The sequence below is a fragment of the Frankia sp. CgKIO3 genome (assembly GCF_977946435.1).
Genome location: NZ_CDWTMO010000105.1, coordinates 1 through 14,847 on the forward strand (window position 1 = coordinate 1; position 14,847 = coordinate 14,847).

The following is a 14,847-nucleotide window of genomic DNA, read 5'->3' on the forward strand; positions in this document are numbered from 1 at the left end:
AGATCAAATGATCAACTTATTTAATGACGATCCCAAAGTCGTATTTATGCTGGTCACGAGGGTGATCTCCTGGTCGGGATAGCGGCGTGGCGGCGTAAGGCTCGAGCGGTGTTGGCGAAACCAGCGAACCGGAGCATGCTGATCACCAGGGTGCGGAGAGCAGCCAGGACCTGGGGACCGCTGCCGGTGCGAGCCCGATGCGGGCCCTCACCCAACGTGACGCCATTAAAGCCGGGAGTCGGGTTTTTCGGGAGACGACGTCGGCATCGATGCCGAGGGCGATTCCGCCGCCGTCCCACGCCGCCCCGCTCCCCATCCGAATGTGGATCAACCAGCCCCAGTGACGATCGAGACCGAGAATGCGCTGCCAAGAGCCGACCCGCCCGCGGGAAACGTCCGGGTGGCGCAGGTCACCTCGGCGAGGCGCGCGGGTGGCGACACTGGCGTGGTCCGGCCCGGACGTGTGTTTCGTCGGGGTGCGCGCCGTTTGGTCCGGTTGCCGACATTGACACGAGCTGGCGTGCGGGGGCATCCTGGCCGGGCAGCACCTCGTTCGGTGAGGCGTCTGCGCGGACATAGGCCACTGACCTTGAACGTCGAGAGACGCCCCGGGTCAGGACAGCTCTCCCCGGGCTAAGGGGTGAGCCCAAGTGGCTTCCCGGTGGGGATTACGCCGCGCAGTGCCAAAGCTCTGACGAGGAGGGGTGCTCGGTGTCGCCCGGCTTCGGCCGGGTGTGGTTGTCGCGGTCACCCCGCCTGGACTAGTCGCGCCTGCGGGCGCCTGGTGGGAGGGGGGTGGCGGGATGAGTCCCGGCCATAGTTGCCGTCTGTCCTGGGCTGACTCGGTGACCCCCGTCGCCTCGGTGACCCCCCTCGCCTGAGCCTGCCCCGTCAGACTGATGATCTAGCCGAGCAGTCCCGTCGCAGGTGAGACGACCACGTCGGGCGGCATCAGCCAGCTGCGCACCGTCGGGAGGTCGTTGCGCAGCGGCTGCCGCCCCGGCCTGACCCTGCCGACACAACCATGCGGGCGGACGCGGATGCCGTTCGCGGCCCGGGAAGCTGACGTGATGACTGTCGTGGAGAACGCGTTTTACGCCGCCGACCGGCGCTTGGCGCGGCCGGGCTCGCTGGGCGAGACCTACCAGTTGCTGCGGGACCGCCGGGGCCGGAACAAGCAGGATCTGGCGTGGATCGGTCTGGTCCACCCGGACGAGCGGGAGATCGCTTCGATCGCGGCCGAGTTCGACCTGCACGAGCTGGCGATCGAGGACGCGGTGCAGGCGCATCAACGGCCGAAGCTGGAACGGTACGGCAAGACCCTGTTCGTGGTGTTGCGGGCCGCCCGCTATGACGACGCGCGGGAAGAGGTTGACTTTTCCGAACTGCACGTCTTCGTCGGGGACGACTTCGTCATCACAGTTCGGCACGGGGATGCGCCGGATCTGCCTCGGGTGCGCCGGCGGATGGAGTCCGACCCGGAGCTGTTGGCCCACGGCCCGGAGGCGGTGTTGTACGCAATCCTGGACCGGGTCGTCGACAATTACGCCCCGGTGGTGGACGGGTTGGTGAACGACATCGACGAGATCGAGACCGAGGTGTTCAGGGGAGATCCGGCGGTGAGCCGGCGCATTTACGAGCTGTCCCGTGAGGTCATCGAGTTCCAGCGGGCGGCCAAGCCGCTGCTGGGCATGCTGGACGCGCTGGCCGCGGGGTTCGCCAAGTACGGCGTGGACCCCGAGCTGCAGCAGTACCTGCGGGACGTGTCCGACCACGCGGTGGGCGTGGTGGAGCGAATCGAGGGGTTCCGCCAACTGCTGGCGAACATCCTGACCGTCAACGCCGCGCTGGTCGGGCAGCGGCAGAACGAGGAGATGAAGACGCTGACCGAGTCGAGCCTCGCGCAGAACGAGGAGGTCAAGAAGATCTCGGCCTGGGCGGCCATCCTCTTCGCGCCCACCCTGATCGGCACTGTGTACGGGATGAATTTCGAGACCATGCCGGAACTGAGCTGGGAGTTCGGGTACCCGTTCGCGCTCGGCCTGATGGCCTTGGTGTCCATTATGCTGTACGTGATCTTCAGGCAGCGGCGATGGCTGTGACCAGCGCGAGGAGGACGAGGGCGTCGGCTGGCCCACGTATCGTGAGGTTGCCGCCGGTGTGGATTGCACAGCCCGCTCCGGCTTCCTCGAACAGCCGGTTACGTATCGCCCCGCAGGCTCGTGAGCGGCGGCTCGTACGCGGAAACTGGGGCGTATGGCGAGCGGCAGACTGCGGATCTACCTCGGCGCGGCGCCGGGGGTGGGCAAGACCTACGACATGCTCTGTGAGGCTCAGCGGCGCAAGGCACGCGGAACGGACGTCGTGGTCGGGCTGGTGGAGACCCATGGGCGACCGCGGACCACCGCGTTGCTGGACGGATTGGAGATCATGCCCCGCCGCACGGTCTCCTACCGCGGTGCCACCTTTACTGAGATGGACGTGGATGCGATCCTGGCCCGCGCGCCAGCGGTGGTGCTCGTCGACGAGCTGGCGCACACGACCGTCCCGGGGTGCCGGAACGCCAAGCGTTGGCAGGACGTCCACGAGCTGTTGAACGCGGGCATCGACGTGCTGTCGACGTTGAACATCCAACATCTGGAGTCGCTCAACGACGTCGTGGAAAGGATCACCGGAGTCCCGCAGCGGGAGACCGTGCCGGACGCGGTGGTACGCGCCGCCGAACAAGTCGAACTGGTCGACATGACACCGGAGGCGCTGCGGCGGCGGATGACCCACGGCAACATCTACGGCCCAGACAAGATCGACGCCGCGCTGGGCAACTACTTCCGGGTCGGCAATCTGACCGCGCTGCGGGAGTTGGCACTGCTGTGGCTGGCCGACAAGGTGGACGAACAGCTCGATCACTACCGCACCGAGCATCAGATCTCCGGCATCTGGGAGACGCGGGAGCGGGTGGTTGTCGCACTGACCGGCGGCCCTGAGGACGACACACTGATCCGCCGGGCGGCGCGGATCGCGGATCGCGCCAAGGGTGCGGACCTGCTTGCGGTCCACGTCACCCGATCCGATGGCCTGGCCGGTGCGTCGCCCGCGCATCTGGCCCGGCAGCGGGTGTTGGTGGAGAGCCTGGGCGGCAGCTACCACCAGGTGGCCGGGGACGACATTCCCATCGCGCTGCTGGAATTCGCCCGAGCGGAGAACGCGACCCAGCTCGTGCTCGGCGCGAGCCGGCGCGGCCGGCTGGCCCACATGATCGACCCTGGTATCGGCGTCACGACAACGAAACTGTCCGGGCCGATCGACGTGCACCTGGTCACCCACGAGGAGGTGGGCAAGGGGCGGCTGCTGCCCCGCCGGGCCCGTGAGCTGACCCTCCGGCGGCGGCTTGCCGGTGTCTTGGCCGCGGTCGTGCTGCTGCCGCTGCTGACCCTTGCGTTGACGCACCAGCGGACCGATCTCAACCTGACCAGCAACGTGCTGGGGTTCCTGATCGTGGTGGTCGCCGTGGCGCTGGTGGGCAGCCTGCTGCCGGCGTTGCTGGCCGCGCTTGGCGGCTTGCTGCTGCTGAACTACTACTTCATCCCACCAACACACCGCTTCATCATCGCCGAGAGTAACAACATGCTCGCACTCCTGGCGTTCCTGGCGGTTGCGGTGATGGTGAGCAGCGTGGTCGACCTGGCCGCCCGGCGGACCAGCCAGGCGGTACGCGCTACCGCGGAGGCGGAGATGCTCTCGACCTTGGCCGGGAACGTGCTGCGTGGCGAGCAGGCGCTGCCGGCACTGCTCGCGCAGGTGCGGGAGAGGTTCGGGCTGACCTCGGTCGCCCTGCTCGAACGCGCAGCCGAGGGCGGTCAGAACGGCGCCCACAAGGCAGACCGTCACGGCTGGCGGGTAGTCGACAGCGCCGGGCCCGACCCGTGCCTACGGCCGGACGAGGCCGACACGGAGGTACCGGTCAGCGAGAACCTGACGTTGGTCCTGCGGGGCCGGCCGCTGCCCGCGGCGGACCGCCGGGTACTCACCGCCTTCGCCGCGCAGGCCGCGGTCGCCCTCGAACAGCGGCGGCTGGCCCAGGTGGCAGCGGAAGCCGGGCCACTCGCCGAAGCGGACCGCACCCGCCGCGCCCTGCTCACTGCCGTCAGCCACGACCTGCGCAGCCCGCTCGCCACGGCCTCGGTGGCAGTCGCGAACCTACGCAGCAACGAGGTCGAGTGGAGCGCCGAGGAGCAGGCGGAACTGCTCGCCACCGCTGAGGAAGCGTTGGACCATCTGGCCCGGCTGGTGGAGAACCTACTCGACATGAGCCGGTTGCAGGCTGGACGCCTGAGCGTGTTCCCCGCCCTGGTCGGGCTCGACGACGTGATTCCCGGCGTGCTGCGCGACCTGGGCCCGGCAGCTCGCGACGTGGCTGTGACGGTCCCGGACGACCTTCCGCTGGCCTACGCCGACCCGGCGCTGCTGGAACGGGTGATCGCCAACCTGCTATCCAACGCGACCCGCTATTCACCCCCGGGCCAGCCCCCGCTGATCACCGCTAGTGCGTTGCGCGACCGGATCCAGCTGCGGGTCATCGACCGCGGGCCTGGACTGCCCGCGGAGGACCGTGACCAGGCGTTCACGCCGTTCCAGCGGCTGGGCGACACCGACAACGACAGCGGCATCGGGCTGGGCCTCGCGCTCTCCCGGGGCCTGACGGAGGCGATGGGCGGCACCCTGACGCCGGAGGACACCCCCGGCGGGGGCCTGACCATGGTGGTAACGCTGCCGGTCGCGACGGTCGGCGGGTCCGCCCAGCCGGCGGGCGGTGCGGTCCTCAGATCGCGGGACGGTCAACAGACAACGAGGTCATAGTTTGACGATGAGGTCATGGCTGGACAACGAGGTCACATGTGGATAACGAGGTCATGGCTGGAACCGGTAGCCCATGCCTGGCTCGGTGATGAGGTGGCGGGGCTGTGCCGGGTTGAGTTCAAGTTTGTGGCGCAGCCGGCCGATGTACTGGCGCAGGTAGTGGCTCTGCTCCTTGGGGGCGGGACCGCCGGCCCGGGGCAGCAGATCCCGGTAGGTCAGTAGCTTTTCGGGGTGGCGGACCAGGACGTCGAGCAGGTGCCATTCCGTGGGGGTGAGCCGGACCTCGGCGGGGCCGTCCGGGCGTGCGCTGTCGGGTTTGCGGGTGACGCGCCGTGCGTCGAGGTCGATCAGATAGTCACCCAGGGCGACGGTGAGCGGTTCGGTGGGCGGCGGGGTGCGCCGGACGACGGCGCGCAGCCGGGCGAGCAGTTCGTCGACCCGGAAGGGCTTGGTGACGTAGTCGTCGGCACCGGCGTCCAACGCTACGATCTTATCGCTGCTGCCGGCGCGCCCGGAGAGCACGATGACCGGGGCGGCGGTCCAGCCGCGCAGGGCGTGGATGACGTCGACGCCATCGAGGTCGGGAAGCCCCAGGTCGAGCAGGATGATGTCGGGTTCGTGTTCGGCGGCGGCGGCGAGCGCGCGGCTTCCGTCCGCGGCGACGGTGACCTGGTAGCCGCGGGCGCGCAGGGTGATGTGTAGCGCGCGGAGCAGCCGTGGGTCGTCGTCCACCACGAGCACGCTGGTCACGCGTCATCTCCCGGCAGTAAACCGGGCGGTACGGCAGGCAGGGTGCGAATCATCGTGAGGCCTCCGCCGGGGGTGTCCTCGGGGCTGAGCGTCCCGCTACCTGGTCGTCTTGTCGAGGGCCAGGTTCAGGGCGAGGACGTTGACCGTGGGTTCGCCCATGAAGCCCAGCGCCCGGCCGTCTTCGTGGTCGTGGACCAACGCGCGGACCGTGGCCGGGTCGAGGCCGCGTTCCTTCGCGACCCGGTTCACCTGCAGGTAGGCGTAGGCCGGGGAGATGTCGGGGTCGAGGCCGCTACCGGAAGCGGTGACCGCGTCCGCCGGGACCGGGTTGTCCGTGCCCTTACCCGGCCCCTTGATCGGCACAGTGATGCCGGCCGAGTAGTCCTCGCCGGGCTTGGTGCACTCGACCTTGACGCCCTGGTACGTGGCGACGAAGGGCGCGGCCGGGCACTCCTCGTTGATGCTGACGGCCCGGGTGACCGGTCCGGTGGTGCCGCCGGTCCGGAACACCGACAGGACCGCGCCGACGCCGTTCGCGGTGCAGAAGGGACGCCGGCCGTCGGCCCCTTCCAGGTCACCGATGGCCTTGCTGCGGGCGCAGACCTGGGTGAGCAGGCTCTGGCTGCTTTCGTCCTCGTCCTTGGTGGCCGGGTCGTCGAAACTGTCGACAATGTCTTCCGGGCCGAGGTTGGACGCGGACGTTGACGTCGGATCGTACCCGTCGCCGGCCGCCGACGGGCGGGACTGGAAGTATTTGGGGATCGGGTTGCCCTTGTCGTCGGTGAACAGTTGGCCGATCTCGGCTGAACCGACGATCTGGCCGCTGGCGTTCGTGACGAACGAGCCGTTCGCCTTGTCCTTCAGCCCGGGAAGCTGCGCAATGGCCGTGATGACCAGCGGATAGGCGATGCCGGTGAGCACGGTCAGCACGAGCAGTGCGCGGAAGGCGGCGAGATGCTGCCGCACGAAGGAGGGAAGTCGGGTCGCAGGCATGGTTACCGGGCTCCCGGGATGAACTGGATGACAAGGTCGATGAGTTTGATCCCGACGAACGGGATGATCAGACCGCCGACGCCGTAGATGTAGAGGTTGCGACGCAGCATCGCCGACGCGCTGGACGGGGTGTAACGGACGCCGCGTAGCGCCAGCGGGATCAGGGCGAGGATGACGAGCGCGTTGAAGATGACGGCGGAGAGGATCGCCGACTGCGGGCTGTGCAGCCGCATGAGGTTGAGCGTGTCCAGCCCGGGATAGATCGCCGCGAACATCGCCGGGATGATCGCGAAGTACTTGGCGATATCGTTGGCGATCGAGAAGGTGGTCAGCGCCCCGCGGGTGATGAGCAGCTGCTTCCCAATCTCGACGATCTCGATCAGCTTCGTCGGGTTGGAGTCGAAGTCGACCATGTTGCCGGCCTCCTTGGCGGCCGACGTGCCGGTGTTCATCGCCACGCCGACATCGGCCTGGGCGAGCGCAGGGGCGTCGTTGGTGCCGTCGCCGGTCATTGCGACGAGCTTGCCGCCGGCCTGCTCTCGTTTGATCAGGGCCATCTTGTCTTCGGGCGTGGCCTCGGCGAGGAAGTCGTCGACGCCCGCCTCCTCGGCGATCGACCGGGCGGTCCGCGGATTGTCACCGGTGATCATGATGGTGCGGATGCCCATCCGGCGCATCTCGTCGAACCGCTCACGCATGCCCTGCTTGACGACGTCCTTGAGCTGGATCACGCCCAGGACGCGGGCCGTGCCGCCATCGGTGGCCTCGGCAACGACCAGCGGGGTGCCGCCGGAAGCGGAGATGCCGTCCACGATCTCCCCGGTCTCCGCGGGCACGGTGCCACCAAGATCTCGCACCCAGGTGATCACCGCGCTGGCCGCTCCCTTGCGCACCTGCCGGTTCGGCCCCCCATCGATCGCATCGAGGTCGACCCCGGACATCCGGGTCTGGGCGGTGAACGCCACGAACCGGGCGTGGCTGAGCTTGCCGGGACTACGCTCCCGCAGGCCGTAGGTGTTCTTCGCGTGCACGACGATGGAGCGGCCCTCGGGGGTCTCATCCGCGAGCGAGGACAACTGGGCCACGCTGGCCAGGTCATTCTCCGACGTGCCGCCGACCGGGACGAAGGCCCGCGCCTCCCGGTTGCCAATGGTGATCGTCCCGGTCTTGTCGAGCAGGAGGGTGTTGACGTCGCCGGCGGCCTCGACGGCCCGGCCGGACATGGCCAGCACGTTGCGTTGGACCAGCCGGTCCATGCCGGCGATGCCGATCGCGGACAGCAACGCGCCGATCGTCGTCGGGATCAGGCAGACCAGCAGCGACACCATCACGATCCCGGACAGGCCGTCGCCGTTCAGCGCGCTGGTGTCCGGCACGCCCGGCAGCTGCGCCTTCGAGAAGATCGCCAACGGCTGCAGGGTCGCGACAGCGAGCAGGAAGGTGAGCGCCAGGGCGGCCAGCAGGATGTTCAGCGCGATCTCGTTCGGAGTCTTCTGCCGATTCGCCCCCTCCACCAGCGCGATCATCCGGTCGATGAAGCTCTCGCCCGGCTTCTGAGTGATCCGCACGACGATCCGGTCCGACAGCACCCGGGTGCCGCCGGTCACCGAACTGCGGTCACCGCCGGACTCCCGGATCACCGGCGCGGACTCACCGGTGATGGCCGACTCGTCGACGCTGGCAATCCCCTCGATGACGTCGCCGTCCCCGGGGATGAACTGACCCGCCTCGACGACGACGGTGTCGCCCTGCCGCAGCCGCGGCGCGGGCACCTCCTCGAGCCGGCCGTCGTCGCGCAGCCGGTGGGCGATCGTGTCAGTCTTGGTGCGGCGTAGCGCGTCCGCCTGGGCCTTGCCGCGGCCCTCCGCAACCGCTTCGGCGAGGTTGGCGAACAACACAGTCAGCCAGAGCCAGACCGTGATCAGCCAGCTGAACGCGGTCTCGTCCCGAATCGCCAGGACAGTAGTGAACACCGCGCCGATCTCCACGATGAACATCACCGGGTTGCGCCACAGCGTGCGCGGGTCGAGCTTGCGCAGCGCGTCCGGCGTCGACCGCAGGAGCATCGTCGGGTCGAGCAGCCCCCCCTGTACCCGTCGGGGAGCCGGCGGCGGGGTCGGCGCGGGCGCCGGAACCGGCGTACCCGCAATGGTCGAGGTGGACATCTAGTGCAGACCCTCCGCGAGCGGCCCGAGCGCGAGCGCCGGGAAGAAGGTGAGAGCGACGATGATCACGGTGACGCCGACGAGCATCCCCACGAACTGCGGGCGATGGGTCGGCAGCGTCCCCGCGGTTTCCGGCACCGGCTGCTGTTTCGCAAACGATCCGGCCAGCCCCAACACGAAGACCATCGGCAGGAAGCGGCCGAAGGCCATCGCGAGGCCGAGCGCGGTGTTATACCAGTCGGTGTTCACCGTGATGCCGGCGAACGCCGAGCCGTTGTTGTTCGCCGCCGAGGTGAAGGCGTAGAGCGCCTCGGACAGGCCGTGCGGCCCGCTGTTGAGCATCCCCGCCCGTTCCCCCGGCAGCGCCATCGCCAGGCCGGTGCCGACCAGCACGATGACCGGCATCGTGAGGAAATACAGCGAGGCGAACTTGATCTCTCGACTGCCGATCTTCTTGCCCAGGTACTCCGGCGTTCGTCCGATCATCAAACCCGCGACGAACACCGTGATCACCGCGAGGACCAGGATCCCGTAGAGTCCCGATCCGGTGCCGCCGGGCGCGACCTCGCCGAGCATCATGTTGAACAGCAGCGTCGCGCCACCCAGGCTGGTGTACGAGTCATGGAACGAGTCGACGGACCCGGTCGACGTCAGCGTCGTGGCCGTGGCGAACAGCGCCGAGTCCGGCACACCGAACCGGGTCTCCGTACCCTCCCGGGCCGCCCCGACGGCTGTCGGCACCGTGCCGTGGTGGATCGCCTGGAACACCTCGTTGGCTCCCAGACTGCCCAGCGCCAGCACCGCCATCACCGCGACGATCGCCAGCCCCTGCCGGGTGCTGCCGACCATCTTGCCGAACGTCCGCGGCAACGCGAACCCGATCGACAGCAGCAGGTAGATCTCGAACCAGTTCGTCCAGGAGGTCGGGTTCTCGAACGGATGCGAGGAGTTGGCGTTGTAGAAGCCGCCGCCGTTGGTGCCGAAGTCCTTGATGGCCTCCTGGCTGGCGACCGGACCCCCGGTGACCGCCTGCTCCCCCCCGGCCAGGGTGGGGACCGTGGTGTTCCCGTGGAAGTTCTGGATCGCGCCGCCGGCGATCAGCACGATCGCCGCGAGCGCGCAGACCGGCAGCAGGATCCGCACGACGGTACGGACCAGGTCCACCCAGAAGTTGCCCAGCTGGTCGGTCTTCTTCCGGGCGAAGCCGCGCACCACCGCGATCCCCACCGCGATACCTACCGCGGCGGACATGAAGTTCTGCACCGCCAGGCCGGACATCTGGACCAGATGGCCCATCGTCGACTCACCCGAATAGGCCTGCCAGTTCGTGTTCGTGGTGAAACTGACCGCCGTGTTCCACGCCAGGTCCGGCTTGACCGCCGGCAGGCCCAGCGCCAGCCACAGGTGGTTCTGCACCCGCTGGAACAGGTACAGGAACAGCACCGAGACGAGCGAGAACGCCAGCACGCTGCGTGCATACACCGACCATCGCTGCTCGGCGCCCGGATCCACCCCGATCAGCCGGTAGATACCGCGTTCCACCCGCAGGTGCTTCCCGCTCGTATGCACCCGGGCCATATAGTCGCCGAATGGCCGGTAAGTCAGGGTAAGAGCCAGCACCATCGAGACGATGAAGATGACGCCCGCGGCGTTCGTGCCCATCTAGAACCGCTCCGGGAACAGCAGAGCCGCCACGAGGAAGATCGCGAGGGCTACGGCAAGGATCAGGCCGGCGATGTTCTCCACGATCACAGCTTCTCCACTGCCTTGAGGATTAGCCCGAGTACCGCGAACACCGCAAGGGTCAGCAGCACGAAGACAACGTCACGCACGGAACTCCTGCCTTCTACTTTGGATGAGCTCGGATTTGGATGAGATCGGAGTAAATGCGCCGCCCTGGCTGGCGTCCTGGCCTGATGGCAGCTGCCAGTATCTAGCCCTTGCCGCCAGCGGACCAGCGAAGCTAACGGTCCAATGACGCCCAATCCCGAAAATTCAACACGGTGCTCACACGGCATCCGGCCCGGACGAGATCCGCACCCGCGCAAAACCCGGTGTGCGCAACCCGGATGAGACGCAGAACACCTCTCGGTGGTCCACGGACGGCCGCCCGGGCGGGGAGCAGGCCGGTCCGCCCCGTCTTGTCCAGGTGATCCCCGCGAAGGGTGTCCTGGCGCTACTGTGCGTGCTAATGAGGCGTGGTGGTTACGGCTGGTAGCGGTAGCCCAGGCCCGGTTCGGTGGTCAGGTAGCGGGGTCGGGCCGGGTCGGGTTCGAGCTTGTGACGCAGTTTGTTGATGTAGAGGCGGAGCGAGGAGCTGTCGTCCGCCACGCCGGGACCCCAGACCTGGCTGATCAGCTGCTGATGGCTGATGAGCTTCCCGGGGTGGCGTACCAGTGCTTCCAGCAGCCGCCATTCCGTCGGGGTGAGGCGTAGACCGTCCGGCTTGTCCTCTCCACCGGTCGCGGATGGACCCTCACGACCGCTGCCCGCGCCCGCGTCGGCGTCGGCGCTGTCTCGTGGGCTGATTCGCTTTTCCCCGAGGTCGATCCGGTACCGGCCGAGGTCGACAACGGTCACCGGTTCCGCGCTGGCGGCGCGGCGGGTCACGGCCCGGATCCGGGCCAGCAGCTCGTCGATCGAGAACGGCTTCGTGACGTAGTCGTCGGCGCCGGCGTCGAGCGCGGCCACCTTGTCGTGACCCGAGGCGCGACCGGACAACACGATGATGGGAACCCCGGTCCAACCCCGTAGCCCCTGGATAACCTCAACGCCGTCCATGTCGGGCAAGCCAAGATCCAGAATGACCAGGTCGGGTGGGCACGACGCCGCCTCCGACAGCGCGTGCCGGCCGTCCACCGCTGTGCGTACCTCGAACCCCCGAGCGCGCAGGGTGATCCGCATGGCCCGCAGCAGCTGCGGTTCGTCCTCCACGAACAGAAGACGGGTCATATCCGCCCCGTCCCCTCCAGCCACCTCCGGACCGGCGGCGTCTCCTACCCTGGCATCATCCCTCATCCTCGCCCCCTGCGCCTTCGCCCCTCCGGATCAGAAGAGGGTCAGAGGCTCGGTCGGTATCGGCTGAGTCAGTGCAGCGAGTTCAGGCACACGTACCCGTACGTCATCGTGGAAGCAGCGGGCGAGTAGTAGCGCGTCGGCGTTGTCCGGGGTGTGAATAAATACGGTGGGTGATCGGCCCTCACGCAACCACTCGACGGCAGTGTCAATCCAACGCTGCCAGGAAGGCGCGCAACGCTTCGTCGACGCCCGTCAGGCGGCGTTCGTGCGTGATGGTTTTTGGCAGCTTGATCACGAATCGGAAGCCGGCGTCGGTCTGCTGCGCCCACGAGGCCACGGTGCTCCTGGCCGGAGTCGCATAGAACGTTGTATTCCCTTCGACCGCGTTGCACCAGCTGGCATAGTTCCGCAGGCGTTCGTGAGGCGGGAGCGGCTGCGCCAGAAAGCGCCCTTGCCATGACTTGTGAGTCCATATCGCGCACCCCACATGAAGACGCATGACCCAAGCCCTCCATGAATAAACTGCTCCGAGGAAGCCGGGACCGAGTTCGCCCGCCAAGTCGCGACCGTGCCACAGGTACTGTAGTCCGGGCGCCGAGCCCGCCCCCGGCCTACACGAGCGCGGAGATCATTACCAAGCTCGTCAAGCTGGCCCAGTCGGTGCACCCGGCCTGACCAGACTGACGGGCTGGGCTCCTCGTCGGGGTGCGTACGGCCCGCGCCCGTCCGCCGTGTCGATCCGCGGCTGCCCCGTTCGACCTGGGAGTGAGAGGGTCGAGAGGCGGCCTCGAGATCAAGGAGATCGAAGATGGCGAAGTACATGCTGATCCTGCGAGGCACGGACGAATCTGTCGCGAAGATGATGGAGACGCCCTTCGAGCAGATGCTCGAGACGATGGGCCGCCTCAACGAGGAGATGATCCGGGCTGGCGTGCTCGTCGCCGCCGAGGGCCTGGACGACCCGGCCCAGGGCGTGGTGGTCGACTTCAGCGGCGAGACGCCGGTGGTCACCGACGGTCCGTACGGCGAGACGAAGGAGCTGTTCGGCGGCTTCTACGTGATCGACGTGGCCTCGAAGGAGGAGGCGGTCGAGTGGGCCAAGCGACTGCCGGCGGCTGCCGGCACGAAGTGCGAGATCCGCCGGGTGCCGAGCATCGACGAGTTCCCGCAGGACAACGAGTGGGTCATCAGGGAGCGGGCGTGGCGCGAGCGGACCGGCCAACTCTGATGCCCGCGGCCATCGGCGGCCCGCCGAGCACCGAGTCGGCGCGGCGGGCCGTCGAGGCCGTCTGGCGGATCGAGTCCGCACGGATCGTCGGTGCGCTGGCCCGCTACACCTGGGACTTCGAGCTCGCCGAGGACGTCGCGCAGGAGGCGGTGGCGGAGGCACTCGTCGCCTGGTCGCGAGACGGTGCGCCGGTGAGCCCGGTGGGCTGGCTGCTCGCGACCGCGCGGCGGCGCGCCATCGACAGCTTCCGCCGCCGGTCGGCACTCGACGAGCGGTACGCCATGCTCGCCGGCCAGCTCGCCGAGGGTGAGGCGAGCTCGGGCACGGCGGCCCCGCGGGACCGCTCGGACGACCTGCCGTGGGATCCCGACCGGATCGACGACGACGTCCTCGTGCTGATGTTCGTGGCCTGTCATCCGGTGCTCTCGCCCGAAGCCCGCGTGGCCCTGACGCTACGCGCGGTCGGCGGCCTGGCGAGCGAGGAGATCGCCCGTGCGTTCCTCGTGCCCGTGCCGACGGTCCAGGCACGGATCACGCGGGCGAAGAGGACGATCGCCGCGGCGGGAGTGCCGTTCGAGCTGCCGCCGCCCGAGGAACGGCGCGAGCGGCTCGGCGGTGTCCTGAGCGTGCTATACGTGATCTTCACGGGGGGCTCGACGGCGACGACCGGTGACCGCCTGCTGCGCCCCGAGCTCGCGTACGAGGCGATCCGGCTGGCCCGGATGCTGGCCGCATTGTTGCCCGATGAGCCGGAGGTGCACGGGCTGCTCGCCCTGTTCGAGCTCACGGCCGCGCACTTTCCCGCCCGTACCGGGCCCGATGGCGAGGCGGTGCTCCTGGAGGATCAGGACCGGCGCAGGTGGGACCGGTCGGCGATCCGTCGCGGTCTGGCCGCGATCGGCCGGGCCTCGGCGCTCGGGCGTGGCCTCGGACCGTACGGGCTGCAGGCGGCGATCGCCGCCTGCCACGCGTCGGCGTCCTCGGTGCCGGAGACCGACTGGGAGCGTGTCGTGCTCCTCTACGAGGCGCTCGGCCGCGTGGCTCCGTCACCCGTCGTCGAGCTCAACCGGGCCGTCGCCGTCGCGATGGCGCACGGACCACAGCAGGCGCTGTCTATCGTGGACGAGCTGGTCGCCTCCGACCGCCTGTCGGGGTCGTACCTGCTTCCGAGCGTGCGCGGCGAGCTGCTCGTTCGGCTCGGCCGGACCGCGGAGGCGCGGGCCGAGCTGGAGCTCGCCTCCCGGTTGTGCCGCAACGTCCGCGAGCGGTCGGTGCTGCTGCGCAAGGCTGCTGCGCTGGCGTGATATCCGGCTCTTCGCGGTACGACGAATCTTGTAGTTACGTGGCTACGTGTTGTGGGGTGGACGAGCGTGACGAGTCGGTTGACGCCCTCGGCAGGCTCAGGAACTGACCGACGCAAAGTGGCAGATGCTGCTGCTGCGCTGCCCGCCCCGGAGCTTCACCATCGTCGGGGACCGTACCCAGGCCAGGCACGGGTTCACGGAGTCGTGGCAGGAACGGCTCGAGCGGATCGGGCTCGACCGGATCAACCTGGCTTCCCTGCACATCAACTACCGGACACCGGAAGAGGTCATGGCGCAAGCCGAGCCGGTCATCCGGGCCGTGCTCCCGGACGCCAACGTGCCGACCTCCATCCGCGGCACGGGACTTCTACCCGAACTGGCCCGAGGCCGCCCGAGGTGCTGTCGCGCTACTGCGCACCGAGGCCGGCCGCGCACCACACGGTCCTGCGCTGCGGGCCCTCGTCGGCGAGCTCGCCACCTGCAGCGACCAGTTCCGCACCTGGTGGGCCAGCCACGACGTGCGGCTGCACAT

At 68.6% G+C, this 14,847-nt stretch carries 11 protein-coding genes, 1 pseudogene and 1 riboswitch; of the genes and pseudogenes, 5 read left to right on the forward strand and 7 right to left on the reverse strand.

Annotated features, from left to right (window positions below; genetic code table 11):
* Nucleotides 1-541: 541 nt before the first annotated feature.
* Nucleotides 542-709: riboswitch (M-box (ykoK) riboswitch) on the forward strand.
* A 361-nt stretch (nt 710-1,070) separates the two neighbouring features.
* Entirely contained in the window at nt 1,071-2,102 is a 1,032-nt protein-coding gene (corA, locus tag AC08OJ_RS12935) for a magnesium/cobalt transporter CorA (protein WP_476593632.1), read from the forward strand.
* A 154-nt stretch (nt 2,103-2,256) separates the two neighbouring features.
* On the forward strand, nt 2,257-4,857 hold the full coding sequence (locus AC08OJ_RS12940; protein ID WP_476595846.1) for an ATP-binding protein: 2,601 nt from the start codon (nt 2,257-2,259) through the stop codon (nt 4,855-4,857).
* Nucleotides 4,858-4,908: 51 nt separating this feature from the next.
* On the opposite strand, the gene AC08OJ_RS12945 is transcribed toward AC08OJ_RS12940, so the two are convergent.
* From AC08OJ_RS12945 to AC08OJ_RS12975, 7 genes and pseudogenes are all read right to left on the reverse strand, one after another.
* Nucleotides 4,909-5,607: a response regulator gene (locus AC08OJ_RS12945; RefSeq protein ID WP_462188048.1), complete on the reverse strand. Its 699-nt coding sequence runs from the start codon at nt 5,605-5,607 to the stop codon at nt 4,909-4,911.
* A 96-nt stretch (nt 5,608-5,703) separates the two neighbouring features.
* Entirely contained in the window at nt 5,704-6,600 is an 897-nt protein-coding gene (locus AC08OJ_RS12950) for a potassium-transporting ATPase subunit C (protein ID WP_476593630.1), read from the reverse strand.
* 2 nt (nt 6,601-6,602) lie between these two features.
* Complete coding sequence (gene kdpB / locus AC08OJ_RS12955) at nt 6,603-8,765, reverse strand: potassium-transporting ATPase subunit KdpB (protein ID WP_476593629.1); 2,163 nt, start codon at nt 8,763-8,765, stop codon at nt 6,603-6,605.
* The gene (gene kdpA / locus AC08OJ_RS12960) at nt 8,766-10,427 is read right to left on the reverse strand and encodes a potassium-transporting ATPase subunit KdpA (RefSeq protein WP_476593628.1); all 1,662 of its coding nucleotides are present in this window, start codon (nt 10,425-10,427) and stop codon (nt 8,766-8,768) included. It lies immediately after the preceding gene.
* The gene (gene kdpF, locus AC08OJ_RS12965) at nt 10,428-10,517 is read right to left on the reverse strand and encodes a K(+)-transporting ATPase subunit F (protein WP_476593627.1); all 90 of its coding nucleotides are present in this window, start codon (nt 10,515-10,517) and stop codon (nt 10,428-10,430) included. It lies immediately after the preceding gene.
* A 453-nt stretch (nt 10,518-10,970) separates the two neighbouring features.
* Nucleotides 10,971-11,717, reverse strand: coding sequence for a response regulator (locus tag AC08OJ_RS12970; RefSeq protein ID WP_476595847.1), 747 nt, complete (start codon nt 11,715-11,717; stop codon nt 10,971-10,973).
* Nucleotides 11,718-11,813: 96 nt separating this feature from the next.
* Nucleotides 11,814-12,282 (reverse strand): annotated as a pseudogene (locus tag AC08OJ_RS12975) (DUF72 domain-containing protein).
* A 309-nt stretch (nt 12,283-12,591) separates the two neighbouring features.
* Between AC08OJ_RS12975 and AC08OJ_RS12980 the strand changes: the two are divergent.
* The 3 genes from AC08OJ_RS12980 to AC08OJ_RS12990 all read left to right on the forward strand — a co-directional run.
* Entirely contained in the window at nt 12,592-13,011 is a 420-nt protein-coding gene (locus AC08OJ_RS12980; protein ID WP_476594642.1) for a YciI family protein, read from the forward strand.
* Complete coding sequence (locus tag AC08OJ_RS12985) at nt 13,011-14,315, forward strand: RNA polymerase sigma factor (RefSeq protein ID WP_476595848.1); 1,305 nt, start codon at nt 13,011-13,013, stop codon at nt 14,313-14,315. The genes AC08OJ_RS12980 and AC08OJ_RS12985 overlap by 1 nt, the downstream gene beginning before the upstream one ends.
* Before the next feature lie 410 nt (nt 14,316-14,725).
* A partial coding sequence (locus AC08OJ_RS12990) for an MmyB family transcriptional regulator (protein ID WP_476595849.1) occupies nt 14,726-14,847 on the forward strand: 122 nt, incomplete at its 3' end.